Below are 23307 nucleotides of genomic sequence, written 5' to 3'. Positions count from 1 at the left end.
TCAGGCCTTGTCGCGGGCTTCGCCCGAGCCGAACAGGTTGGACACGCAGCGGCCGCAGATCTCGGGGTGATCGGGGTCCTGGCCCACATCCAGGCGCCAGTGCCAGCAGCGCTCGCACTTCTTGTGCTTGGAGGGCGTCACCTCGATGCGCGTCTCGCCTTCGCCGGCGTGCACGGTGGCGCGCGAGACGATCAGCACGAAGCGCAGGTCGTCGCCCAGGCTGGCCAGCAGTTGCTGGTCTTCGCCGCTGGCGTACAGGTCGACCTCGGCCTGCAGCGACGAACCGATGTCGCCGGCCGTGCGCACTTCTTCCAGCTTGCGCTGGACCTCGGCGCGGATGGCGCGCAGGCGCGTCCACTTGGCCGACAGGGCCTCGGCGTCGGCGAACGGCGGCAGCGCGTGGTAGACCTCGGTGAAGATGGTGACGCGAGCCGCGTCGGCCTGGTGCTTCAGGGCCGAGCCGACCAGTTCCTTCCAGGCCTCTTCGGCCGTGAACGACAGGATCGGCGCCATCAGCTTGAGCAGCGTCTGGGTGATGTCCAGCAGCGCGGTCTGCGCCGAGCGGCGGGCCACGCTGTCCACCTTCGAGGTGTACAGGCGGTCTTTCAGGATATCCAGGTAGAACGCGCCCAGGTCTTCCGAGCAGAACGTCTGCAGGCGCGAGACCGCCGGGTGGAAGTCGTAGCGCTCGTAGTGGCCCTGCACCTCGGCCTGCATCTGCGCGGTCATGGCCAGCGCATAGCGGTCGATCTCGAACAGCTCGCCGTAGGGCACGGACTGTGACACGGCGTCGAAGTCGGCCAGGTTGGCCAGCAGGAAACGCAGCGTGTTGCGGATGCGGCGGTAGCCTTCGACCACGCGCTTGAGGATCTCGTCGGAGATCGACAGCTCGCCCGAGTAGTCGGTGGAGGCGACCCACAGGCGCAGGATCTCGGCGCCCAGCGAATCGGACACCTTCTGCGGCGCGATCACGTTGCCGACCGACTTGCTCATCTTGCGGCCCTGGCCGTCCACCACGAAGCCGTGCATCAGCAGGGCCTTGTAGGGCGGCTGGCCATACAGCATGCAGCCGGTCAGCAGCGACGAATGGAACCAGCCCCGGTGCTGGTCGGAGCCTTCCAGGTAGAGGTCGGCGGGCCAACCCAGTTCGGCGCCGTGCGAGCCGGCGAAATCGCCGTCCTTGCCGCCCAGCACGGTGGCGTGGGTGCTGCCCGAGTCGAACCACACGTCCAGCGTGTCGCGGTTCTTTTCGTACTGGTCGGCTTCGTCGCCCAGTAGCTCGCGCGGGTCCAGCGTCTGCCAGGCCTCGATGCCGCCTTGCTCGACGCGTTGCGCGACCTGTTCCAGCAATTCGGAGGTGCGCGGATGCAGCGCGCCGGTTTCCTTGTGCACGAAGAAGGCCATCGGCGTGCCCCACTGGCGCTGGCGCGACAGGGTCCAGTCCGGACGGTTGGCGATCATGGCGTGCAGGCGGGCGCGGCCCCAGGCCGGGTAGAAGGCGGTGGCGTCGATGCCGGCCAGCGCCGATTCGCGCAGGGTCGGGCCGCCGTTCTTGGGCTTGATGTCCATGCCGGCGAACCATTGGCTGGTGGCGCGGTAGATGATGGGCGTCTTGTGGCGCCAGCAGTGCATGTAGCTGTGCTTGTGCTTTTCGACGTGCATCAGCGCGCCGGCTTCCTTCAGGGCCTCGACGATCTTGGGGTTGGCGTCCCAGATCGACAGGCCGCCGAACAGCGCCAGGCTGTCGACGTACTTGCCGTCGCCCATGACGGGGCTGATGAAGTCGGTGTCCTTCATGCCGTGCTCCTTGCACGAGATGAAGTCCTCGATACCGTAGGCGGGGGCCGAGTGCACCACGCCGGTGCCGGAGTCGGCCGTGACGTAGTCGCCCAGGTAGACCGGGGCCTTGCGGTCGTAGGCGGCTTCGAACTGCGCCAGCGGATGCCGGAATTCGATGCCCGACAGCGCCGCGCCGGGGGCGGTGGCGATGACTTCGCCTTCCAGGTTCCAGGCCTTCAGGCAGGCTTCGACGCGTTCGCGCGCGATCAGCAGCAGCGGGCCGAACTTGGGCGCGGGCGACACGCGCACCAGCGCGTATTCGATTTCGGGGTGCAGGTTCAGCGCCTGGTTGGACGGGATGGTCCAGGGCGTGGTGGTCCAGATGACGATGGCGCCATCGTCGACCTTGTCCAGGCCGAAGGCCTTGGCCAGCTTGTCGTGCTCGGCGAACGGGAAGGCCACGTCCACCGCCGGATCGACGCGGTCGGCGTATTCGACCTCGGCCTCGGCCAGCGCCGAGCCACAGTCGAAACACCAGTTCACGGGCTTGAGGCCGCGGAACACGTAGCCCTTGTCCAGGATGCGGCCCAGGGCGCGGATCTCGTCGGCTTCATTGCTGAAGTTCATCGTCATGTAGGGACGATCCCACTCGCCCAGCACGCCCAGGCGCTTGAAGTCCTTGCGCTGGCGGTCGATCTGCTCGAGCGCGTAGGCGCGCGCCTTGGACTGCACCTCGGCCACGGGCAGGTGCTTGCCGTACTTCTTTTCGATCTGGATCTCGATCGGCATGCCGTGGCAATCCCAGCCCGGCACGTAGTGCGCGTCGTAGCCGGCCATGTTGCGGCTCTTGACGATGATGTCCTTCAGGATCTTGTTGACCGCGTGGCCGATGTGGATGTCACCGTTGGCGTAGGGCGGGCCGTCGTGCAGCACGAAGCGCGGACGGCCGCGGCTGGCGGCGCGGATGGCCTGGTAGACGTGGTTTTCCTCCCACTGCGCAATCCAGGCGGGCTCGCGCTTGGCAAGGTCGCCCCGCATGGGGAAGGGGGTATCGGGCAGGTTGAGGGTCTTTTTATAGTCCATGAACGGCAAAATAGGCGCGCGCGTTTCGCGCGTCTTCGGCGATGGCGGCAGTCAGGGAAGGGAGATCAGGAAATTTTTCTTCGTCCCGCAGCTTTTGCAGGAATTCGACACGCACGAGTTTACCGTATGCGTTGACGGTCTCGTCGAGCAGGTGCGCTTCCAGCAGCACGCGGCCGCGGTCCTCGACCGTCGGGCGCACGCCCAGGCTGGCCACCGCGGGCAGGGCGCGTTCGGCCAGGCCGTAGACCTGCACCACGTAGATGCCGGAACGGGCCGCGCAGCGTTCGGCCACCCGCAGGTTCATGGTTGGAAAGCCCAGGGTGCGGCCCAGTTTCTGGCCGTGGATCACGTGGCCGCTGATATGGAAGGGGTGGCCCAGCAGGTGGCGGGCGCGGTCCAGGTCGCCCACGGCCAGGGCGGTGCGCACCTCGGAACTGGAAATGCGGTGGCCGTGGCGGTCGGTGACGTCGGCCAGGGTCTGCACCTCGAAGCCATGGCGCAGGCCGGCTTCGCGCAGCAGGTCGATGTCGCCGCTGCGCTTGTGGCCGAAGCGGAAGTCCTCGCCCACCAGCAGCCACTTGGTATCCATCCCCCGCACCAGCAGGTTCTCGATGAAGGCGTTGGCCGACATTTCGGCCAGGCGGGCGTTGAAGCGCTCGACCACGACCTGGGAAATGCCGTAGCGCGCCAGCGCCGCCAGCTTGTCGCGCAAGCCGGAAATGCGGGTCGGCGCCAGTTCGGGGCGCTGGTTGAGCGTGGCGAAGTACTCGCGCGGGTGCGGCTCGAAGGTCATCACGGCGGGCGTCAGGCCCCGGTCGCGCGCGACCTGGCAGACGCGCGCCAGCATGGCCTGGTGTCCTCGGTGGACGCCGTCGAAATTGCCGATGGTCAGCGCGCTGGGAGCGCGCTGGGCGGGCGGCGGAAGGGATCGGTGGATGCGCAGCGGTGGTTTCACGAGCGAGAGTTTACAATTTTGGATTACGGGATTGTTCGTCATCCCCAATTTGGATCGCTCATCTTGCCGGAAACCTCTACACCACCGCGTCGCATCGTCATCCTGATCTCGGGACGAGGCAGCAACATGCAGGCGCTGGTCCAGGCCTGTCGCCAACAGGGCTGGCCCGCCACGATCGCCGCCGTGATCGCCAGCCGCCCGGACGCCGCAGGCCTGGAATGGGCCGCTGCGCAGGGCATCGCCACCGCGGCCCTTTACCACAAGGACTACGCCAGCCGCGAGGCCTTCGACGCCGCGCTGGCCGCTGAAATCGACCTGCACGCGCCGGATTACGTCATTCTGGCCGGCTTCATGCGGGTGCTGACCCCGGGCTTCGTCAACCGCTACAGCGGCCGGCTCGTCAACATCCATCCGTCGCTGCTGCCGGCGTTTCCGGGGCTGCACACCCACGCGCAGGCGCTGGCCACCGGTGTGCGCGTGCATGGCTGCACCGTGCATTTCGTGACGCCGGTGCTGGACCACGGCCCCATCATCGCCCAGGGCTGCGTGCCGATCCTGGCCGGCGATACGCCGGAAAGGCTGGCCGAGCGCGTGCTGGAAGTCGAACACCAGGCTTTTCCGGCCGCCGTGCGCTGGCTGGCCGAAGGCCGGGTTACCCTGACGAATGACCACCGGGTGGACGTGCAGGGCGATCCCGACCGCCTGTTCACCTGGTCCGCGGCGGCCTGAGCCGACGCCCGCCGCGCAGCCGGGCCGCCGACGGCCCTGAATCGCATTTATCGGGCGGCATGTGTCCGCCCCACTGGAATACACCATGAGCAAACCCCAATCTCCGCGTTCCCGCCCGGCAGCCGCCGGAGAGCGTGACGGCCGGTCCTTCTTCTCGCGCCCCAAGGGCGAGGCCCGCGCCGCCCAGGAGCGGGCGCCGCGCCCCGAGCGCGCCGCCGGTGGCCGGGAAGGCCGCGAAGGCCGTTCGGACGAGCGCCGCGACAGCCGTCCGACCCCGCGTCCGTCCTATGACGCGCCGCGTGGCGAGCGTGGCGCGTACGGCTCGGACCGCCGCGAAGGCCAAGGCCGTGGCGGTGAACGGGGTTCCTTTGGCTCGGACCGCCGTGAAGGCCAGGGCCGCCCGGATTCACGTCCCTCCTATGGCTCCCCGCGTGGCGAAGGCCGTGGCGGCGAGCGCGGTTCCTTCGGTTCGGACCGTCGCGAAGGCCAGGGTCGCCCGGATTCGCGCCCGTCCTACGGCGCTCCGCGTGGCGAAGGCCGTGGCGGCGAGCGCGGCTCCTTCGGTTCGGACCGCCGTGAAGGCTTCGGCCGTCCGGATTCGCGTCCCTCCTATGGCGCTTCGCGTGGCGAAGGCCGTGGCGGCGAGCGTGGTTCCTTCGGTTCGGACCGCCGTGAAGGCCAGGGCCGTTCGGATTCACGTCCCTCCTATGGCTCCCCGCGTGGCGAAGGCCGCGATGGCGAGCGTGGGTTCCACGGTTCCGACCGCCGCGAAGGCCAGGGCCAGCGTGACGCCGCCCCGCAGAAGCCGCAATTCAACCGCCCGCGCCTGTCGTATGCCGCCAGCCGCATCGACCAGGTGCAGCGCGTGCTGGGCGAGATCCTGCAATGGACCTACCCGGCCGACGCGGCCCTGTCGCACTGGCTGCGTGGCCATCCCGGCCTGGGCGCGCGTGACCGCTCGGAAGTGGCCGAAGCCGTTTACGACGTGCTGCGCCACCTGCGCCGCTATCGCCAGTTCGGCGAAAGCGGCGTCGGGCCGGCTTCGCGCCGCCTGGCCATCCTGGGCCTGGCCGCCACCCTGGGCAAGGAAACGCTGCAGGAAGGCCTGGACCCGGCCGAAGCCGAATGGCTCCAGCGCGTCCTGCAGATCGACCTGGCGACGCTGCCGCGCGCCGTCCGTGGCAGCATCCCCGACTGGCTCGACGAGCGCCTGGGCGCCATGGACAGCCCCGAAACCCTGATCGAGGCGCTCAACCGCCAGGCCAGCCTGGACCTGCGCGTCAATCCGCTCAAGGTCGAGCGCGACGCCATGCTCGCCGAACTGCAACAGAGCGCCGGCCGCTACGAACCCGTGGCCATGCCGTACTCGCCCTGGGGCATCCGCATGGAAGGCCGCCCGGCCATCAACCGCTGGCCGCAGTTCGAGAACGGCAGCATCGAAGTACAGGACGAGGGCAGCCAGTTGTTGGCCCTGCTGGTGGCCCCGCGCCGCGGCGAAATGATCATCGACTTCTGCGCCGGCGCGGGCGGCAAGACCTTGCTGCTGGGCGCGCTGATGCGGTCCACCGGCAGGCTCTACGCCTTCGACGTCTCGGCCGCCCGCCTGGCGCGCGCCAAGCCGCGCTTTGCCCGCAGCGGCCTGTCCAACGTGGTGCCGGTGGCGATCGACAGCGAAAACGATGCCCGCGTCAAGCGCCTGGCCGGCAAGGCCCAGCGCGTGCTGGTCGACGCGCCGTGCAGCGGCATCGGCACGCTGCGCCGCAATCCCGACCTGAAATGGCGCCAGCACCCCGAAGCGCTGGCCGAGCTTGGCCAACTGCAGGAACGCATCCTCAACAGCGCCGCGCGCTGCGTCGCGCCCGGCGGGCGGCTGGTCTATGCCACCTGCAGCCTGCTGGCCGAGGAAAACGAAGTGCAGGCCGAACGCTTCCTGGCCAGCCATCCGGACTTCGAGCGCCTGGACGCCGCCGAGATCCTGGCGGGCCGTTGCGACAACCTGAAGCTCGAAGGGCCGTACGTCCAGCTGCGTCCGGACGTCCACGGCACCGACGGCTTCTTCGCCGCCGTTTTCGAGCGCCGCAAGAAGAACGCCGCCGCGGGCGAGGACGCGACGCAGGCCGCCATCGAGGCCGATGCCGAGGCGCTGCCGGAAGAAGGGGCCGAAGCGGCGGTTGCGGATGCGGATGAGACTGTCCCCGCAAGCGCTGCCGCCGACCAGGACAAGCCTTCGGCTTGAATCCGCTGCCGGTCAGGCCAACGGCGGGTCCATCGATGGGCCCGCCGGCGGCGGCACGGCCGCCTTCCCGGCGGATGACTTGCGGAAGCGGCGCGGTAGCCGCGCACGGCGGCCATGCGGGGAGGCGCTGAAAGAGCCGCTCAGGGTGCCGCTTACGCGCCGCTCGGGGGCGTTCGGGGTGGGGGAGCGCTCAGGGAGCCGGCGCGATGCCGAGCGTGGCGCTGTAGCGGCGCGTTCCCACCGTCTTATTCTGGTATTTGACTTCCCACGCCAGCGAATCGGACCCAGGCTGCCTGGCCTGGTAGACCAGTTGCGCGATCGGCACTGTCTTATATGCGCAACGTCCCGAGTCGCTGGACTGGCCGCGGGTCTGCACGATGCTGGCGGTGCCCAGCCGCGGCTGCAGGGTGATGGTCACGCGCGGCGCGCGCAGCGCCAGGCAGTCCGACCCGCGGATCTCGTAATAGGACGCCAATACGGCTATGTCCCCGGTTTTCAGCGACTGCGCGGCGGCCGGTGCAGCCACGGACGCGATTGCGGCGCTCAAGGCGGCAACGAAATGGGGACGGGTTATTTTGCGGAACATCGTATGACGGTGGGAGCGGTGACGGCGGACCGAAGTGTGCGCCAGGCGCGTGGCGCCTGCAAGACAGCGGCCCAGCCTGACAGGAACTTTAATCGCGAAAGAAGGCCAAAACCCAGTGATTGCGCGAAGACGATTCCCCGCCAGGAAAGCGCCAGTCGCGTCGCGAACGGGCCGCCAACCCGGCCGCGAGCTTGCCGTCAAAATGTCAAAAGCAGGGCTTAGTCCTTGATTTCGCTCAACAACTATTTTGAAACTCCGTTGTCATAACGCGGCAAAGGTAAGCTAAACTTCAGGCACTCTTCAAGCGAGGCTCACTACAGCTTTATGGATTACATCCTCTCCTTCATTGCCGGCGGTTTGACCCAAGCCACTTGGTGGCAGATCGTCGTTTTCACCCTGGTCATGACGCACATCACCATTGTGTCCGTCACCGTCTTCCTGCACCGCAGCCAGGCGCACCGGGGCCTGGATCTGCATCCGGCCGTCATGCACTTCTTCCGCTTCTGGCTCTGGATGACGACCGGCATGGTCACCAAGGAATGGGTTGCCATCCACCGCAAGCATCACGCCAAGTGCGAAAAGGAAGGCGATCCCCATTCGCCCATCCTGTTCGGCATCTGGAAGGTGCTGTTCCGCGGCGCCGAGCTCTACCGCGAAGAATCCAACAACAAGGAAACCATGGCCAAGTTCGGCCACGGCACGCCTGACGACTGGCTCGAACGCAACGTCTACAGCAAGCACAGCCTGTGGGGCGTGCTGACCATGCTCGCCATCGACATCGCCCTGTTCGGCGCGATCGGCGTCACGGTGTGGGCGGTGCAGATGGCCTGGATTCCCTTCTGGGCGGCCGGCGTCGTCAACGGCATCGGCCACTACTGGGGCTATCGCAACTACAACAGCCCGGACACCAGCACCAACGTGTTCCCGTGGGGCATCGTGATCGGCGGCGAAGAGCTGCACAACAACCACCACGCCCACGGCACGTCGGCCAAGTTCTCGGCCAAGTGGTACGAGTTCGACATCGGCTGGTGCTACATCAACATCCTGAAGTTCCTGGGCCTGGCCAAGATCAAGAAGGTCGCGCCCAAGCTCAAGCTGGATGACTCCAAGACCGGCATCGACCTGCGCACGCTGCAAGGCGTGATCACGCACCGCTACGAAGTCATGGCCCGCTACGCGGACGTGATCAAGAGCGCCGCCCGCGAGGAACTGGCCAAGCTGAAGGCCTCGCGCCAGGACGGCAACGCCGAATGCGGCTGGAACAAGCTGCACAAGGTGCGCCGCGCCATCCACCGCAACGAGGACATCCTGCAACCGGAGCAACTCGAAGCCGTGGACAAGGCCATCGCCCAGAACAAGTCGCTGTCGACGCTGGTGCAGATGCGCCGCGAACTCGGCCGCATCTGGGAAAGCTCCAGCGCCAGCAGCGAACAGCTTCTCCATGACCTGCAGGCCTGGTGCCAGCGCGCCCAGCAAAGCGGCATCGCCGGGCTCGAGCAATTCGCTCAACGTCTGCGCCGCTACGCGGCATGATGCTAGAGAAACTCAATCCTGAACAACGCGCCGCAGTAACGTTAGAACCGCAGCACGCCCTGGTCCTGGCCGGGGCGGGCAGCGGCAAGACCCGGGTGCTCACCACCCGCATGGCCTGGCTGATTCAAACCGGCCAGGCCTCGCCTTTTGGGCTGCTGGCGGTCACGTTCACCAACAAGGCCGCCCGCGAAATGCTGGCGCGCATGTCGGCCATCCTGCCGATCGATACGCGCGGCCTCTGGATCGGCACCTTCCACGGCCTGTGCAACCGCATGCTGCGCGCGCATCATCGCGACGCCGGCCTGCCGCAGACCTTCCAGATCCTCGACGTCACCGACCAGCTCGCCGCCATCAAGCGGCTGATGAAGGCCAACGGCGTCGACGACGAAAAATACCCGCCGCGCGACGTGCAGCGCTTCATCAACGGCGCCAAGGAAGAGGGCCTGCGCCCCGCCGACGTCGAAGCCTATGACGCGCATCGCCGCCGCCTGATCGAGATCTACCAGCTCTACGAAGCCCAGTGCCAGCGCGAAGGCGTGGTCGACTTCGCCGAGCTGCTGCTGCGCGCCTACGAACTGCTGTCGCGCAACGCGTCGGTGCGCGAGCACTACCAACGCCGTTTCCGCCACATCCTGGTCGACGAGTTCCAGGACACCAACACGCTGCAGTACAAGTGGCTGCGGCTGCTGGCCGGCGGCGGCGCGGCGATCTTCGCCGTGGGCGACGACGACCAGTCGATCTACGCGTTCCGCGGCGCCAACGTCGGCAACATGTCCGACTTCGAGCGCGACTACGCGCACGGCACCGTCATCCGCCTGGAGCAGAACTACCGCTCGTACGGCCACATCCTGGATTCGGCCAACGCGCTCATCGGCCACAACAGCGGCCGCCTGGGCAAGAACCTCTGGACCGACCAGGGCGAAGGCGAACCGGTGCGCGTCATCGAGCAGCCCTCGGACGGCATGGAAGCGCAATGGATCGTCGACGAGATCCGCTCGCTGATCCACGAAGGCAGCCTGCGGCGCGAGATCGCCGTGCTCTACCGCAGCAACGCGCAGTCGCGCGTGATCGAACACGCCATCTTCTCGGCCGGCATACCCTACAAGGTGTATGGCGGCCTGCGCTTCTTCGAGCGCCAGGAAATCAAGCACGCCCTGGCCTACCTGCGCCTGATGGCCAATCCGCACGACGACACCTCGTGGATGCGGGTAGTGAATTTCCCCACGCGCGGCATCGGCGCGCGCACGCTGGAACAGCTGGCCGACGCGGCCCGCGCGCACGATTCCAGCCTGTACGCGGCCGTGGCGCTGGTGGCCGGCAAGGGCGGCTCCAACCTGGCCCAGTTCGCCCAGCTGATCCATCGCATGACCGAGGAAACGCGCGACCTGCCGCTGCCCGAAATGGTCGAGCACATGCTCGAGGCCAGCGGCCTGAACGCGCACTACAAGGCCGAGCGCGAAGGCGCCGAGCGCCTCGAAAACCTGAACGAACTGATCACCGCCGCGGCGGTGTTTGCGTCCGAGGAAAACTACGACGGCATGCCCGCCGGCGTGGTGCCCGAGCAGGCCACCTCCAGCACGCTGATGCCCGGGGTGGTCGATGCGGCGCCGGTGGCGTCCGACGGCCTGACGCCGCTGGCGGCTTTCCTGTCGCACGCCGCGCTCGAGGCCGGCGACAATCAGGCCCAGCAGGGCCAGGACGCCGTGCAGCTCATGACCGTGCACGCGGCCAAGGGCCTGGAGTTCGACGCTGTCTTTATCACCGGCCTCGAGGAAGGCCTGTTCCCGCACGAGAACAGCATCCTGGAGCAATCCGGCCTGGAAGAAGAACGCCGCCTCATGTACGTGGCGATCACCCGCGCGCGCCAGCGCCTGTACATCAGCCTGGCGCAAAGCCGCATGCTGCATGGCCAGACGCGCTACGCCATGCGTTCGCGCTTTCTCGACGAAATTCCCGAGCAGCATCTCAAGTGGCTGTCGCCCAAGGCCGGCCTGGCGCCGGCGCTCAGCGCCGGTGGCGGCTGGAACGGCAACCGCGGCGACGCCTTCGGCCGCAAGCCCACCAACACCATTGCGCCGCGTCAACCGCGCGGCACGGCCTCCGGCGTCACCGTCGGCGACAAGCAGTATCGTGTAGGGCAGGGCGTGCACCACGCCCGTTTCGGTGACGGCACCATCGTCAGCCTGAGCGGCGCGGGGCAGGACGCCCAGGCGGAGATCCATTTCCGCGATGTCGGGTCCAAGACGCTGGCGCTGGGCATCGCCAAGCTGGATATCGTTCAAGGTTGAAAGACATGGCCAATCAAGATTCCCCGAAAGCCGAACTGGCATCGCTGCGCGCCGAAGTCGACGAGATCGACCAGCAGATCATCCTGCTGCTGGGGGTGCGCTTTCGCTGCACGGACATGATCGGTGAGCTAAAGCAGGCCAACGACATGGACCTGGTGGATCCGGTGCGCGAGGACCAGCAGGTCCAGCGCATCCGGCGCCTGGCCGAAGAAGCCGGCGTGCCGCCGGCCCTGGCCGAGACCATTCTGCGCGAAGTGATCGACACCGTGGTCGATCACCACACGCGCCTGCGCGAACGTCCCTATTCGTGATGCGCGCCTGACGGCCGCTGTCCGCCAGGGCGCGGCCGTTCGCGCAGCGAAAGGTCCAATGGCCGCGGCTTTCGCCGCGGCCATTCTTTTTTCCAGCGCCGCGTTGTCGGCGGAGCGCACTACAAGGTCTTCAGGAACGCCAGCAGCGCGTCGATCTCGGCCGGGCTCAGGTCGAGCGGCTTGATGTGCGCCGACTTGCGCGGCGCATGCGGGTCCGGGGGATCGGCCGGCGGCGCTTCGCGGCCCATGCCGGCGTTGTACATCCGCAGCAGCCCCCGCAGGTCCGGGAACAGGCCGTTGTGCATCCATGGGCCGGCTTGCGCCACGTTGCGCAGGCTCGGCGTGCGGAACCTGCCCAGGTCGGCGGGATCGCGCGTGGCCTCGTAGCGCCCCAGGTCCTGGTTGCGGCGGCCGTAGAACGACAGGCCGATGTTGTGGAACTGGTGGTCGGTCAATAGCGGGCCGTTATGGCAGTTCATGCAGCGCGCCTGGGTGCGGAACAGGTGCAGGCCCAGCAGTTCGGTGTCGTCCAGCGCATCGGCGCGGCCGGCCAGGAAGTCATCGAAGCGCGTCTTCTCGGGGCGCAGCGAGGCCACGTAGGCGGCCAGTGCGCGCGCCAGGTGGTCGGCGTCGATCGCGGATGCCGGCGTCGATGCCGTCGTGGATGCCGTTGAGGTAGCCGCCGATGAAGCCGATGCAACTATTGGTGAAGCCGATGCAGCCGTTGGAGACGCCGCCACCGGCGCGCCGCCGAACGCCTCCAGGAAGCGCTTGGGATACATGTCGGTCTGCCGCAGTCGCGCCACCGCTCCGGCGGCGTCGTGGTTCATTTCCCGCGGGTCGTGCAGCGGCCCCATCACCTGTTCCCTGAGGCTGGCCGCGCGGCCATCCCAGAACAGCCGTGGCGCGAACGGCGCGGCATACAGCGGCGTGGAGCGGCGTCGGCCCATCAGCTTGTCCTCGCCCACCGCGAGCGGCAGGCCGTCGGTGAAGGCGCGCTGCGGCTGGTGGCAGGAGGCACAGGACACCTCGCCCTTGCGCGACAGGCGGGTATCGAAGAACAGCATCTGGCCCAGCGCCACGACTGCCGGCCGCGCCACGTCGGCGGCCAGTTCGGCCTGGCCGGGATTGGCGGCGGTCCATTGCAGCGGGGGGCTGGCGACGGGAGGGACCGGCGCCCATTCATGCCATTGCACGCCGGCGTCGATGGTGGGCGCGGGCCAGGCGGCCGCGGGTCCGGAATAGCGCGCGCGCAGGCAGGCGATGTTCCAGCCCGTCGGGTCGTGGCAAGCGGCGTTGGACGCCATGCCGGATGGCGTGGAGGCGGGCTGCTGGCCAGAAGCGCTGGACGCGGTGGCCAGCAGGAGGGCCAGCGGGATGGCACGCAGGACGGTGGCCAGGGCGTTCGGCCGGAGCCGGGATTTGCCACGCAGAGGCATCGATACGTTCCGTGTCGCGTTGGTGTCAGGCGTAGGACGCTGCGACATCTGCAATACCTCAGCACGCAATCGATGAATAATCTATATGGATTTCGATTTTTTGATTGATGCGTGAGATTCGATCGATGACCCGTGCCAGGCGCCTTTTGATTGGCGCCGCGTCGTGGCCGGTCCTGCTTTGCGGTCCCTCATTCGCCAAGAAGGCGGAACGCTCCGTCGGGATCCCGTTCGACGATTCCGCGCCGTTCCGCTCGCGACAGCAGGGGTTCCAGGATGTAGTCGATATACGCCATGCCATCCGGGCCCATCTTGATGCATCCCGCGCTGTCACCCGCCACCGGATAGCCGGTGTAGGCCTCGGCGTCGAGCACGAGCGCGCCGGGGCAGGGGGAGGGATGGGCGGCGGTCAGCAACCGGGTGTCGTCGGTGACATGCTTGCGGTAGAGATCGCGCGCGGTGTCCTTGAACAGGACCGGCCCGCCCCGCCCGCCGTGGTGCATGACGAAAACGAATTCCCCCAGCGGCATGTCGTCGGGGATATGGCGATTGGTGGCGGGACTGTGGTACCAGGCCACGTAGGTCGCCAGGTCGGTGTAGAAGGCGGCGATCTGGTTGCCGGGGGCGTCCTTTTCGCCGGCGGCTTGATGGTGCGCGTACCAGGCCTCGTCCGTGTACTGGAACAGGCCCGATGCGCTCGAGCCGGCGTCGGCGGAGCGCGGCGAGGCGCCGAACGCCGATTCGATATAGGCTATGTCCGCCGCGATCTGGATGGTCGGGGGGCTGAAGCCGCGCTGTCGGCCATGGTCCACGATGGCGGCTTTGATTTCGGTCTGGGATCGGCTCAATGCCATGCAAATGCTCCTGCGTGACGGCGCGGCTGGCGTCCCCGTGGAGAACCCGCGCCGTGGCCGGTATGGCCACGGCGCATGTTAGGGATGAAGGCTGTGACGCTCCATGGCGCATGGTCTGATTTGTCGGTCAGAAGCGATAGCCGACCTGCAGCCAGAGTTCGCGTCCGGATTGATAGGTGCTGTTGTCGGCCGCCAGGTTGGGATTGCTTGCGACAATCGCGGGCATGCGGTTGAGCAGGTTCAGGATTTCCACCGTCAGTTCCAGGCGCGGCAGGAAGGTCGGCTGCCAGGTGAGCTGCGTGTCCCAGGTCCAATAGGACGGCAGGCCGCCCGACTTGTAGCTGTCCAGCAGGTACGGCGCGGGACCTTTGCCGACATACATGACGCCGTCGCGCTTGCCGCGCCAGTTCAGCATGTTGCTCCAGGCCAGCCCGGCCTTGGGGTAGGTGCCGGTGAGCGCGAGGGTGGCCACCTGGGGCTGGTAGAAACTCCTGGGCGGCAGGTCGATGACACGGATCTCCGAGCCGTTGTAGATCACCCGTTCGTCGGGGCCGCGGGCGTCGCCGCCATAGCCCGTGACCAGATCGGTGTTGGTCTTGCGCTTCTGCCAGCTCCACGAAGCTTGCATGGTCCAGCGGGTGGGGCCGGCATGCCAGGGTTCCAGCGTGTGCAATGTCAGGCTGACGGCGTCGGTGGTGGAGCCGCCGCCGTTGCGGTATTTGAAGCCCGTATTGATCTTGCCGGTCTTGATCCACTGCTGCCGGCCGTTGCGGCGCACATAGCTCAGCGAGCCCTCCAATCCCGCCACGCGCTGGCGCAGCGCCAGCGCCCATTCGTCGTCATACGGCATGCGCAGGCCGCTGTAGTCGACCGAGAAATCCTGCTCGTCCGCGGGTACCGGCTTGCCCTCGAAGTTCGTCACGCGTTTCAACAACCGCAGGCGCCTGGCTTCGAGCGCGGTTTCCAGGACGGGGCCGCCGTAGTAGCGCAACCAGCCGCCGCTCAGCAAGGTGTTGCCCGACCCGAACACGTCCCAGTCCAGGCGCGTGCGCGGCGCCACGTTGTTGCCACGGAACAGGCTCTCGTGGTCATAACGCAGCCCGGCATCCAGCGCCAGGCGCCGCCATTCGATGCGGTCGGAAAGGTACAGGGCGGCCGCGCGGGAGCGCGCGCGCACATTGCCCGGCCGCCACAGCGACAGGTTGGTATCGACGTAGGTGTCCGCGCTGCGGTAGGTGCGCGTGTAGGCCGTGGATAGTTGCGGACGCTTGAAGGCCGCGTCGATCTGTTGCACGTCGATCCCCGCGTACACGTTGTGCGTGAACGCTTCGGTGCGCAGCGGATCGAGATCGATACGGCTCTTGAGCACCAGGGTGTCCTGCTGCTTCTGTTCGCGGCCGAAGCCGCCCTTGAAATACGACGGCAACCCATACGGGCGCGTCGTCACCCACTCGCGGCTCATGGAGCGGCGGTTGCTCATGGCATGGTCCCAGCCGGCTTGCAGCATCAGGCGTCCCGCGCCCAGGCGGTGTTCCAGGTTGCCGCTGACGCCATAGGCGCCATGGTTGTTGTCCCAATGCGTGTCGCGGAACAGGTTGCTGGCGAGCGTTTCGCTGCGGTCGCTGTATTTCAGCGTCACGTCGGCCACCGTGTCGGCGCTGGCATGCACGCTGAATTTTCCCAGGAAATTGTCGACGCGATCGCTATAGATGTTGGGCGTGCGCAGGGGCTTGCCCTTGTCGTCCACGCTCATGATCCAGCGTTCGATCCTGGACTGCCGGTGCGACATGGCCAACACCAGGCCGGCCTTGGCGTTGACGGCGATGTCGGCCACGGCCGAATAGAAGCGTTTTTTCCATCGCGGCGTGAAGCCGGGTTCTCCCTGGGCCCATTTGTTCTCCTGGCCGGGCGAGACGCGCTGTTGGGTCATGTTCGACGTATTCCAGCGGTAATCGAACTTCAGGTGGTTCTCGCCGGAAAAGCGGCGCAGCCGCGCATCGACGACGCCGCCGTTGAAACGCCCGTACTCGACCGGGATGAAACTGTCGCGCACTTGCACGGCTTGCAGCAGACTGGTGTCGATGAAGTACGACTGCGGATTGCTGGGCACGTTGCCCCCCACCTGGGCCAGCTGCTTGTTGGCCGGGTCGACGCGATTGGTGGCGTCGATGCCATCGATCTGGAACAGGTTCTGGTAGGGACTGGCGCCGTGGAACGAAATGTCCTCGACATCGAGCGAGCCGCGATTCCGCGAGCCGGCCGCGCCCGGGTTGGTGCGTACCGCCGGGTGGTTGGCCACCAGCGTGCTCAGGTCGCGGTTGGACGATGGCGTGGCGGCGATCTCTTCCTGGTCGTAGAGGCGCTCGCCGACCTGATCGCCATAGACGCGCACGGGTTCCAGCCGCGAGGTGCTGGCCGGGTCCGGCTTGTCGACGTAGATGATGTAGCGGTTTTCGCCGTCCGCGCGCAGCGCCAGGCCCGAGCCTTCCAGCATCTGGTCAAGCGCCAGTCGGGCCGGAAACCGGCCCCGCACGACCGGCGACATCTTGTTCGCCACCGCGTCGGGCGGGAACGAGATCTCCAGCCCGGATTGGCGGCCCAGTTCGACCAGCGCGTCGCCCAGCGGCAGGGAGGGGATGCACAGGCGCAGGGTGTCGGTCAGCGGCTGGGCGGCCGCGGGAATGGCCAGACCCAGCAAGGTGCAGAAAAGAAGCGTCGATGTGCGTGTGGGGTGGAAATGGCGTGGCATGAGGGCGTCCCTGGCTCCGTGGATGTCGGCAGTGGGACGCAGCAAGCCAGCCAGGACCTCAGCTGTGAAGCAACGAACGGTCGGTCATATCGTCCGATTCCGTTGGAAGCGGTAGCCGACTTGCAACCAGAGTTCGCGAGTGGATTCTTGTTGACTGTATCGAGTCAGTTGTTGACATCGACACCTGCGAGCCGGCACAGGTCCCGGCAGAGGCTGGCGCACGGGATTCCTATGTGAGACATGGCCGCCTCGGGCGGGTGCAGTAGGTGATGCAACGGTTTGCGCCGACCATGCATGGCGCGAGGCAGGATTTCTATTGCGTTTCTATCGTGTATCGCGCGTATATATCCAATTGCCGCCAGGCATCATCGGTAGATATAGAAAGAGTTTGTCGGATCGCTGTCGACTATTCCCTGCCGCTCGTCATCCGTGAGGAAGGGTTCGAGGTTGTAGTCGATATACACGATACCGTCATCTCCGCTCTTGATGCACCCCACTCTGTCGTACTGGTCCTTGGCGTAGCCGTCGTCGATGTATGTATCGGCATCTACCGCCAATGCGCCGGGGTATGGTCCGGGATTCGCCAGCCTTATCTCTGGAGGAAGGGCTTTGAGGTGATCCCGATAAACTTTCAGACCGGGGGCGCCAATGAAGTCGGTGGTGGAACGCCCGTCGTGGTGCTTCACGTAGGCGTACTCTCCCAGGGACAAGCCATCCGGGATATTGCCGTTGGTGGCTGGGTCGTTGAACCAGGATGAGTAGGTTTCGAGATCGTTGTACAAAGCTGCGATCTGGTTCATTGGATCAGCCTTGCCCCCCAGGGCGCTGTGAAATGCGTCCCAGGTGCCGTCCGTGTACTGGAATAGGCCCGAAGCGGTTGAGTTGGGATTCGCCAACGATGAGCCAAACGACGATTCAAGATAAGCGATGTCCGACGCTATCTGTATCAGGTCGTCGGAAAACCCGTGTTGTCGGCCATATTCCACGATAGCGGCCTTGGTGTCGGCTTGAGATTCGTTGAGTTCCACTTGCATGCTCCCGCGGGGCATCGCGACGCGATGCGGTCATTCCGGCAGGAGCGCGCGGCGCGTTCCATGTGAGAGCGACCGTATGTGATGGTAGGGGCCGAGGGATCAGTACGCTACGGCATGCGGTCTGATTCCCCCGAGTGCAAGATTCGCCCGGCGCATAGGATGAATGACCAGCCTGGATCAATAGCGGTATCCGACTTGCACCCAGAGTTCGCGCCCAGATTGATAGGTACGATGGTCCGCCGTGAGTCTGGGTCTATTGCCCGTGACTGCTGGCATGCGATTGAGCAAGTTCAGAACTTCGATCGTCAGTTCCAGGTTGCGCGCGAAGGTGGGCTGCCATTTCAACTTGGTGTCCCAGGTCCAGTAGGATGGCAACCTTTCCGATGTGTAGCTGTTGAGAAAGTCCGGAGCCGGTCCTTTGCCTGCATAGAAAATCGCGTCGCGGGCACCGCGCCAGTTGAATGCGTTGCTCCACGTGAGGCCCGCTCCCGGATACGCGCCGGTCACGGTCAAGGTGGCGACTTGCGGTTGGAAGAATGAATTGGTTGGCAGGTCGAAGGCGCGAATCTGCGCATTGTTATAGAGCACCTGTTCATCAGGGTCCCCCGCGTGGTCGTTATAGCCCTTGGCCAACTCGGTATTGGCCCGGCGCCGCTGCCAGCCCCAAGTGGCGCGCATGGTCCAGCGGGTTCTTCCCAGGGCCATCGGATGAAGCGTATGTACGGTCAGGTTGATGCCGTCGGTCGTGGAACGACCATCGCTGTTGTAGCGGGAAGCATTGGCGTCGATGTTGACGTTTGTCCACTGGTCCCGCCCGTCGCGATGCACATAGTTCAGCGCGCCCTCCAAACCCGCCAATCGTTGGCGCAGCGATATCGCCCATTCATCGTCATACGGCGTGCGCAGCCCTTTGTAGTCCACCGTGTACGGTTTGCGGCCATTCGCCCTCGGGTTTCCGTCCTTGTCCGTCTCGTTTATTTTCAGGCGCGCACGCTCCGCCTCCATGGCGATGCCCAGTATCTGTGCGCCGTAGTAGCGGGACCATCCCATGCTCAGCACGGTGTTGTCCGTTCCGAACATGTCCCAATCCAGGCGCGTGCGGGGCGCCAGATTGTTGTTGCCAAGAAAACTGTCGCGGTCGTAGCGCAGCCCGGCATCCAGGGCCAGCCGTTTCCATTCGATACGATCCGACAGATACAGGCTGGCAGTGTGATGCTTTACCTCAGCTGTGCCGGGCAGGTAGTGGGTTCTATTGCTATCTTGGACAGTGCCATCGGGGAACTGGCTGCGGCGGTACGCATACGCGTCCTGAAATCGCTTGAATCGGGCGTGGGTCTGCTCCAGCTCGGAACCTGCGTAGACCGTATGGGTAAACATGCCGGTGCGTCGCGGATCCAGGTCAACGCGACCCTTGAGAACTTCCGTGTCCTGCAGCGTCTGTTCCTTGCCAAAGCCCACCACCGAGTACTGCACTTTTTTGATCGGCGGAGTGAAATAGGATACGAACTCTTCACGAACGGACTGCCGGTGGCTGGTGGCGCGATCCCATCCCGCTTGTAGTGAGAAGCGCCCACCCTGGAATCGATGTTCCAGTTTGCCGTTGACGCCGCGTCCGCTGTGATAATTGTCCCAGGTTGTGTCGCGGAAATAGGCGTCGGCCAGAGCCTGGTGATACTCGCTGTATTTCAGCGTCAGGTCGGCGACGGTGTCTGAGGACGGACGCACACTGAATTTTCCCAGGAGATTATCGATCTGGTTGCTGTAGGTTCCTTCGCGCAACTCCGGTTGGCCCTTGCCGTCAACGCCCATGGCTGCTCGCGTGATGTCGGATTGGCGACGAGATAATGCCAATACCATGCCGGCCTTTTCGCTGAATGCGACATCGCCTAGTGCCGAGTAAAAGCTCTTCTTCCACCTGGGTGAATAGTCGAAGTGGCCCTGTGACCACTTCTGTTCGTCGCCATGCGCCGTGCGCTGTTGTGTCATGTTGGAGTTGTTCCAACGGTAGTCCAGTTTCAGATGGTTCTGCCCGGAGAAGCGGCGCAATTTTGCATCCACCACGCCGCCAGTGAAGTGACCGTATTCCACAGGCACAAAGCTGTCATGCACTTGCACCGCTTCCAGCAGACTGGTGTCGACGAAGTAGGACTGCGAATTGCTGGGTACGTTGTTTACGACCAGGTTCGGATTCTTGCTAGCCGGATCAACGCGGTTGGTGGCGTCCATGCCATCGATCTGGAACAGATTCTGGTAAGGGCTGGCGCCATGGAATGAAATGTCCTCGACGTCCAACGATCCCCGATTCTTCGAACCGGCCACGCCCGGGTCGGTGCGCACCGCCGGATGCGTGGCCACCAAGGTGCTCAGATCCCGGTTCGACGATGGCGTTTGCGCGATTTCCTCGCGGCTGTAGACGCGTTCGCCGATCTGCTCGCCATAGATCCGCACCGGCTCCAGCCGCGATACGGAGAACGGATTGGTCTTGTCCACGAACACGATATAGCGGCCCGGTCCGTCGGCGCGCAGCGCCAGGCCGGAACCTGCCAGCAACTGGTTCAGCGCCGCCAGCGCCGAGGTTTCGCCCCGCAGGGCGGACGAGACCTTGCCGGCCACGGCGGCCGGCGGAAACGAAATCTGCAGGCCCGACTGGCGGCCCAGCGCCAGCAAGGCGTCGCCCAGCGGTTGCGCTGGAATGTCGTAGGCGAAGGTGCGGTCGGGCGACTGGGCCAGGGCGGGCGCGGTCGTGGCCAGCATGGCGCAGAAGATCGCGATCGACGCGGAGGGGCGGAAACGGCCGTTGAAAGAGCGGGGCATGCAAGCGTCCTTGGCTGAATGAAAACCAGCCATAGGACGCCGCGGTCGGCGCAGTACCTCAGCGCCAAAACGGCGAATGTGCGCGGCGGCGTGTCGAAGTCAGACCAGATGAATGCTCGCGCCGAATGTAAGGCCCGTTTGTCAGGTCCGTTTTTCAGGCCCGTTTGTCAGTCCCGCTGGTCAGTCCCGCTGGTCAGTCCCGTTTCAGAACCGATATCCCACCTGCAGCCACAGTTCGCGTCCCGACTGGAAGGTGCTGCGGTTGGTCTTCAGGTTCGGATTGCTGGCGGTGACCGCCGGCATGCGATTCAGCAGGTTCAGCACTTCCACCGTGAATTCCAGGTTGCGCGCGAACGTCGGCTGCCAGGCCAGCTTGGTGTCCCAGGTCCAGTACGACGGCAATTCGCCCGATTCGTAGCGGTCGAGGGATTGCGGCCGCGGGCCGACGCCGACGTAGATGGTGGCGTCGCGCTTGCTGCGCCAGTTCAGCTTGTTGCTCCACGTCAGTCCCATGCGCGGGTAGGCGCCGATCAGTGTGAGCGAGGCGACCTGGGGCTGGTAGAAGGTGCTGGGCGGCAGGTCGATGGCGCGGATCTCCGAGCCGTTGTAGATCACCCGGTCGTCCGGGTCGCGCGCATCGGCGGTGTAGCCCGTGACCAGGTCGCCGTTGGTCTTGCGCTTCTGCCAGCTCCACGATGCCTGCATGTTCCAGCGCGTCGGCCCCAGGCGCCAGGGCTCCAGCGTGCGCAGCGTCAGGCTGACGCCGTCGGTGGTGGAAAAGCCGTCGTTGGCATAGGTGTAGCCGGCCGCGTCGGTGCCGCTCTTGGTCCATTGGTCGCGGCCGTTGCGATGCACGTAGCTCAGCAGGCCTTCGATGCCCGCCATGCGCTGGCGCAGCGACACCGCCCATTCGTCGTCATACGGCATGCGCAGGCCGCGGTAATCGACGAAGTACTCCTTGCCGCCATCGGCCACGGGCCTGCCCTTGCTGTCGAGCACCTGGCGGCGCAGGCGGCTGCGTTCGGCCTCCAGCGCCGTCTCCAGCACCTCGCTGCCGTAGTAGCGCGACCAGCCCGCGCTCAGCAGCGTGTCGCCGGAGCCCAGCACGTCCCACTCCAGGCGGGTACGCGGCGACACGTTGGTGTTGCCCAGGAAGGTCTCGCGGTCGTAGCGCAGCCCGGCATCCAGCGCCAGCCGTTGCCACTCGATGCGGTCGGACAGGTACACGCTTGCCATGCTGTATTTCACGTTGACCGTGCCGGGCAGATAGTGGACCTTGCTGAAGTCCTGGTAGGCGCCCTTGTTGTCGTAGACGCGGCGGAACGAATACGAGTCCTGGAAGCGCTTGAAGCCCGCCTCGACCTGCTGCAGGTCGGCGCCCGCGTACAGGCTGTGGGTGAAGATGCCGGTGCGCACCGGATCCAGGTCGACGCGGCCCTTGAGGGTCCAGGTGTCCTGCCGCGTCTGCTCCTTGCCGAAGCCGCCCGCGGTGTATCGCGGCAGCCTGTAGGGTTGGTAAGTCACCAGCTCGTCGCCGACGGACTGCCGGTCGCTGGTGGCGTGGTCCCAGCCGGCCTGCAGCGCGAAGCGCCCGCCCTGGAACAGGTGCTCGAGGTTGCCGCTCAGGCCGTAGGCGCCGTGGTTGTTGTCCCAACGGGTGTCGCGGAACAGGTAGCTGGACAGGGTCTCGCTGCGGTCGCTGTATTTCAGCGTCAGGTCGGCGGTGGTGTCGGCGCTGGCGCGCACGCTGAACTTGCCCAGGAAGTTGTCGACGCGGTCGCGATAGGTGTCCTGGCCTTGCTGCGGCTGGCCGTCGTCGTCCACCCCCATGTTCCAGCGCGTGATGTCGGATTCGCGGCGCGACATGGCCAGCACCACGCCGGCTTTGTCGTTGAAGGCGAAGTCGCCCACGGCCGAATAGAAGCGCTTCTTCCATTCGGGGGAATAGCCCGGCTGCCCCTGCGCCCAGCTGTTCTCCTCGCCCTCGGACACGTGCTGTCGCGTCATCTTCGACGTGTTCCAGCGGTAGTCGAACTTCAGGTGGTTCTCGCCGGAAAAGCGGCGCAGCCGCGCATCCACCACGCCGCCGGTGAAGCGGCCGTACTCGACCGGCACGAAGCTGTCGTAGACGCGCACCGATTCCAGCAGGCTGGTGTCGATGAAGTACGACTGCGGATTGCTGGGCACGTTGCCGACCTGCAGGTTCAGGTTCTTGCTGGCCGGGTCGACGCGGTTGGTGGCGTCGATGCCGTCGATCTGGAACAAGTTCTGGTAGGGGCTGGCGCCGTGGAAGGAAATGTCCTCGACGTTGAGCGAGCCGCGATTCTGCGAACCGGCGGCGCCCGGGTTGGTGCGCACCGCCGGATGGTTCGCCACCAGCGTGCTCAGGTCGTGGTTGGAGGAGGGCGTGGTGGCGATCTCCTCCTTGTCGAAGACGCGTTCGCCGGTCTGCTCGCCATAGACGCGCACGGGCTCCAGCCGCGAGGTCGAGAATGGGTTGGCCTTGTCGACGAACACGATGTAGCGGCCAGGACCGTCGGCGCGCAGGGCCAGGCCGGAGCCGGCCAGCAGGCGATCCAGCGCCAGCAGCGCCGAATATTCGCCGTGCAGGGCGGGGGCCATTTTGCCGGCCACCGCGGCCGGCGGGAAGGAGATTTCCAGGCCGGACTGGCGTCCCAGCGCGAGCAGCGCATTGCCCAGGGGCTGGGCCGGCATGTCGTAGGTTTGCGTGCGCGCCGGCGGCTGGGCGCCAACGGGCGCGGCAATGGCCAGCATGAGGCAAAGAAGGGCGGCCGGGACGCCGGACCGGCGCCTGCCGTCAAGAGGAAAAGGCATGAAAACGTCCTACGCTGTGGTGATGTCAGCCGTAGGACGCGACGTAGGACGAAACCCCTCATTGCGGAATTGATGAATAATTTAT

At 65.9% G+C, this 23307-nt stretch carries 14 protein-coding genes; 5 read left to right on the top strand and 9 right to left on the bottom strand.

Features of this window, described 5'->3' with window-relative positions:
* Both ileS and AT699_RS19160 read right to left on the bottom strand, forming a co-directional pair.
* Nucleotides 1-2862, bottom strand: coding sequence for an isoleucine--tRNA ligase (gene ileS / locus AT699_RS19165; RefSeq protein WP_024069514.1), 2862 nt, complete (start codon nt 2860-2862; stop codon nt 1-3).
* A complete protein-coding gene (locus AT699_RS19160) occupies nt 2852-3817 on the bottom strand; it encodes a bifunctional riboflavin kinase/FAD synthetase (protein ID WP_026384487.1) in 966 nt (321 codons plus the stop codon). The genes ileS and AT699_RS19160 overlap by 11 nt, the downstream gene beginning before the upstream one ends.
* A 63-nt stretch (nt 3818-3880) precedes the next feature.
* On the opposite strand from AT699_RS19160, the gene purN reads away from it, so the two are divergent.
* Together purN and AT699_RS32495 are read left to right on the top strand one after the other, a co-directional pair.
* The gene (gene purN / locus AT699_RS19155; protein WP_006383945.1) at nt 3881-4546 is read left to right on the top strand and encodes a phosphoribosylglycinamide formyltransferase; all 666 of its coding nucleotides are present in this window, start codon (nt 3881-3883) and stop codon (nt 4544-4546) included.
* 865 nt (nt 4547-5411) lie between these two features.
* Nucleotides 5412-6782, top strand: a complete 1371-nt coding sequence (locus AT699_RS32495) for an RsmB/NOP family class I SAM-dependent RNA methyltransferase (RefSeq protein WP_047991655.1) — start codon at nt 5412-5414, stop codon at nt 6780-6782.
* 190 nt (nt 6783-6972) lie between these two features.
* Here AT699_RS32495 and AT699_RS19145 read toward each other — a convergent pair whose 3' ends face one another.
* The gene (locus tag AT699_RS19145) at nt 6973-7257 is read right to left on the bottom strand and encodes a hypothetical protein (protein WP_024069512.1); all 285 of its coding nucleotides are present in this window, start codon (nt 7255-7257) and stop codon (nt 6973-6975) included.
* A 435-nt stretch (nt 7258-7692) separates the two neighbouring features.
* On the opposite strand from AT699_RS19145, the gene AT699_RS19140 reads away from it, so the two are divergent.
* From AT699_RS19140 to AT699_RS19130, 3 genes are read left to right on the top strand one after another with little or no spacing between them, the layout of a single operon-like run.
* A complete protein-coding gene (locus AT699_RS19140) occupies nt 7693-8901 on the top strand; it encodes a DesA family fatty acid desaturase (RefSeq protein ID WP_006384332.1) in 1209 nt (402 codons plus the stop codon).
* Nucleotides 8898-11189: a UvrD-helicase domain-containing protein gene (locus AT699_RS19135; RefSeq protein ID WP_024069511.1), complete on the top strand. Its 2292-nt coding sequence runs from the start codon at nt 8898-8900 to the stop codon at nt 11187-11189. Before AT699_RS19140 ends, AT699_RS19135 begins: the two co-directional genes overlap by 4 nt.
* Before the next feature lie 5 nt (nt 11190-11194).
* Nucleotides 11195-11500: a chorismate mutase gene (locus AT699_RS19130; RefSeq protein WP_006384334.1), complete on the top strand. Its 306-nt coding sequence runs from the start codon at nt 11195-11197 to the stop codon at nt 11498-11500.
* 119 nt (nt 11501-11619) lie between these two features.
* Here AT699_RS19130 and AT699_RS19125 read toward each other — a convergent pair whose 3' ends face one another.
* From AT699_RS19125 to AT699_RS19100, 6 genes are all read right to left on the bottom strand, one after another.
* Nucleotides 11620-12939 carry a cytochrome-c peroxidase gene (locus tag AT699_RS19125; protein ID WP_024069510.1) on the bottom strand — a complete coding sequence of 440 codons (1320 nt, stop codon included), beginning with the start codon at nt 12937-12939 and terminating at the stop codon, nt 11620-11622.
* A gap of 188 nt (nt 12940-13127) precedes the next feature.
* Entirely contained in the window at nt 13128-13790 is a 663-nt protein-coding gene (locus AT699_RS19120) for a hypothetical protein (protein ID WP_024069509.1), read from the bottom strand.
* 127 nt (nt 13791-13917) lie between these two features.
* Nucleotides 13918-16539 carry a TonB-dependent receptor gene (locus AT699_RS19115; protein WP_058207428.1) on the bottom strand — a complete coding sequence of 874 codons (2622 nt, stop codon included), beginning with the start codon at nt 16537-16539 and terminating at the stop codon, nt 13918-13920.
* A 365-nt stretch (nt 16540-16904) separates the two neighbouring features.
* Nucleotides 16905-17567 carry a lysozyme family protein gene (locus AT699_RS19110; protein WP_145964696.1) on the bottom strand — a complete coding sequence of 221 codons (663 nt, stop codon included), beginning with the start codon at nt 17565-17567 and terminating at the stop codon, nt 16905-16907.
* Between the two features lie 183 nt (nt 17568-17750).
* On the bottom strand, nt 17751-20387 hold the full coding sequence (locus tag AT699_RS19105; protein ID WP_024069505.1) for a TonB-dependent receptor plug domain-containing protein: 2637 nt from the start codon (nt 20385-20387) through the stop codon (nt 17751-17753).
* A 204-nt stretch (nt 20388-20591) separates the two neighbouring features.
* Entirely contained in the window at nt 20592-23162 is a 2571-nt protein-coding gene (locus AT699_RS19100) for a TonB-dependent receptor plug domain-containing protein (RefSeq protein WP_024069504.1), read from the bottom strand.
* Nucleotides 23163-23307: the final 145 nt, after the last annotated feature.

The sequence above is a fragment of the Achromobacter xylosoxidans genome, from assembly GCF_001457475.1.
Taxonomy (GTDB): Bacteria; Pseudomonadota; Gammaproteobacteria; order Burkholderiales; family Burkholderiaceae_B; genus Achromobacter; species Achromobacter xylosoxidans.
This window is presented reverse-complemented; position numbering and strand designations above follow the sequence as displayed.

What these genes read in the sequence shown, in the direction of transcription:
- ileS (WP_024069514.1), bottom strand. Translation starts at nt 2,862, where the DNA reads ATGGACTATAAAAAGACCCTCAACCTGCCCGATACCCCCTTCCCCATG.
- AT699_RS19140 (WP_006384332.1), top strand. Translation starts at nt 7,693, where the DNA reads ATGGATTACATCCTCTCCTTCATTGCCGGCGGTTTGACCCAAGCCACT.
- AT699_RS19135 (WP_024069511.1), top strand. Translation starts at nt 8,898, where the DNA reads ATGATGCTAGAGAAACTCAATCCTGAACAACGCGCCGCAGTAACGTTA.
- AT699_RS19130 (WP_006384334.1), top strand. Translation starts at nt 11,195, where the DNA reads ATGGCCAATCAAGATTCCCCGAAAGCCGAACTGGCATCGCTGCGCGCC.
- AT699_RS19125 (WP_024069510.1), bottom strand. Translation starts at nt 12,939, where the DNA reads ATGCCTCTGCGTGGCAAATCCCGGCTCCGGCCGAACGCCCTGGCCACC.
- AT699_RS19120 (WP_024069509.1), bottom strand. Translation starts at nt 13,790, where the DNA reads ATGGCATTGAGCCGATCCCAGACCGAAATCAAAGCCGCCATCGTGGAC.
- AT699_RS19115 (WP_058207428.1), bottom strand. Translation starts at nt 16,539, where the DNA reads ATGCCACGCCATTTCCACCCCACACGCACATCGACGCTTCTTTTCTGC.
- AT699_RS19105 (WP_024069505.1), bottom strand. Translation starts at nt 20,387, where the DNA reads ATGCCCCGCTCTTTCAACGGCCGTTTCCGCCCCTCCGCGTCGATCGCG.
- AT699_RS19100 (WP_024069504.1), bottom strand. Translation starts at nt 23,162, where the DNA reads ATGCTGGCCATTGCCGCGCCCGTTGGCGCCCAGCCGCCGGCGCGCACG.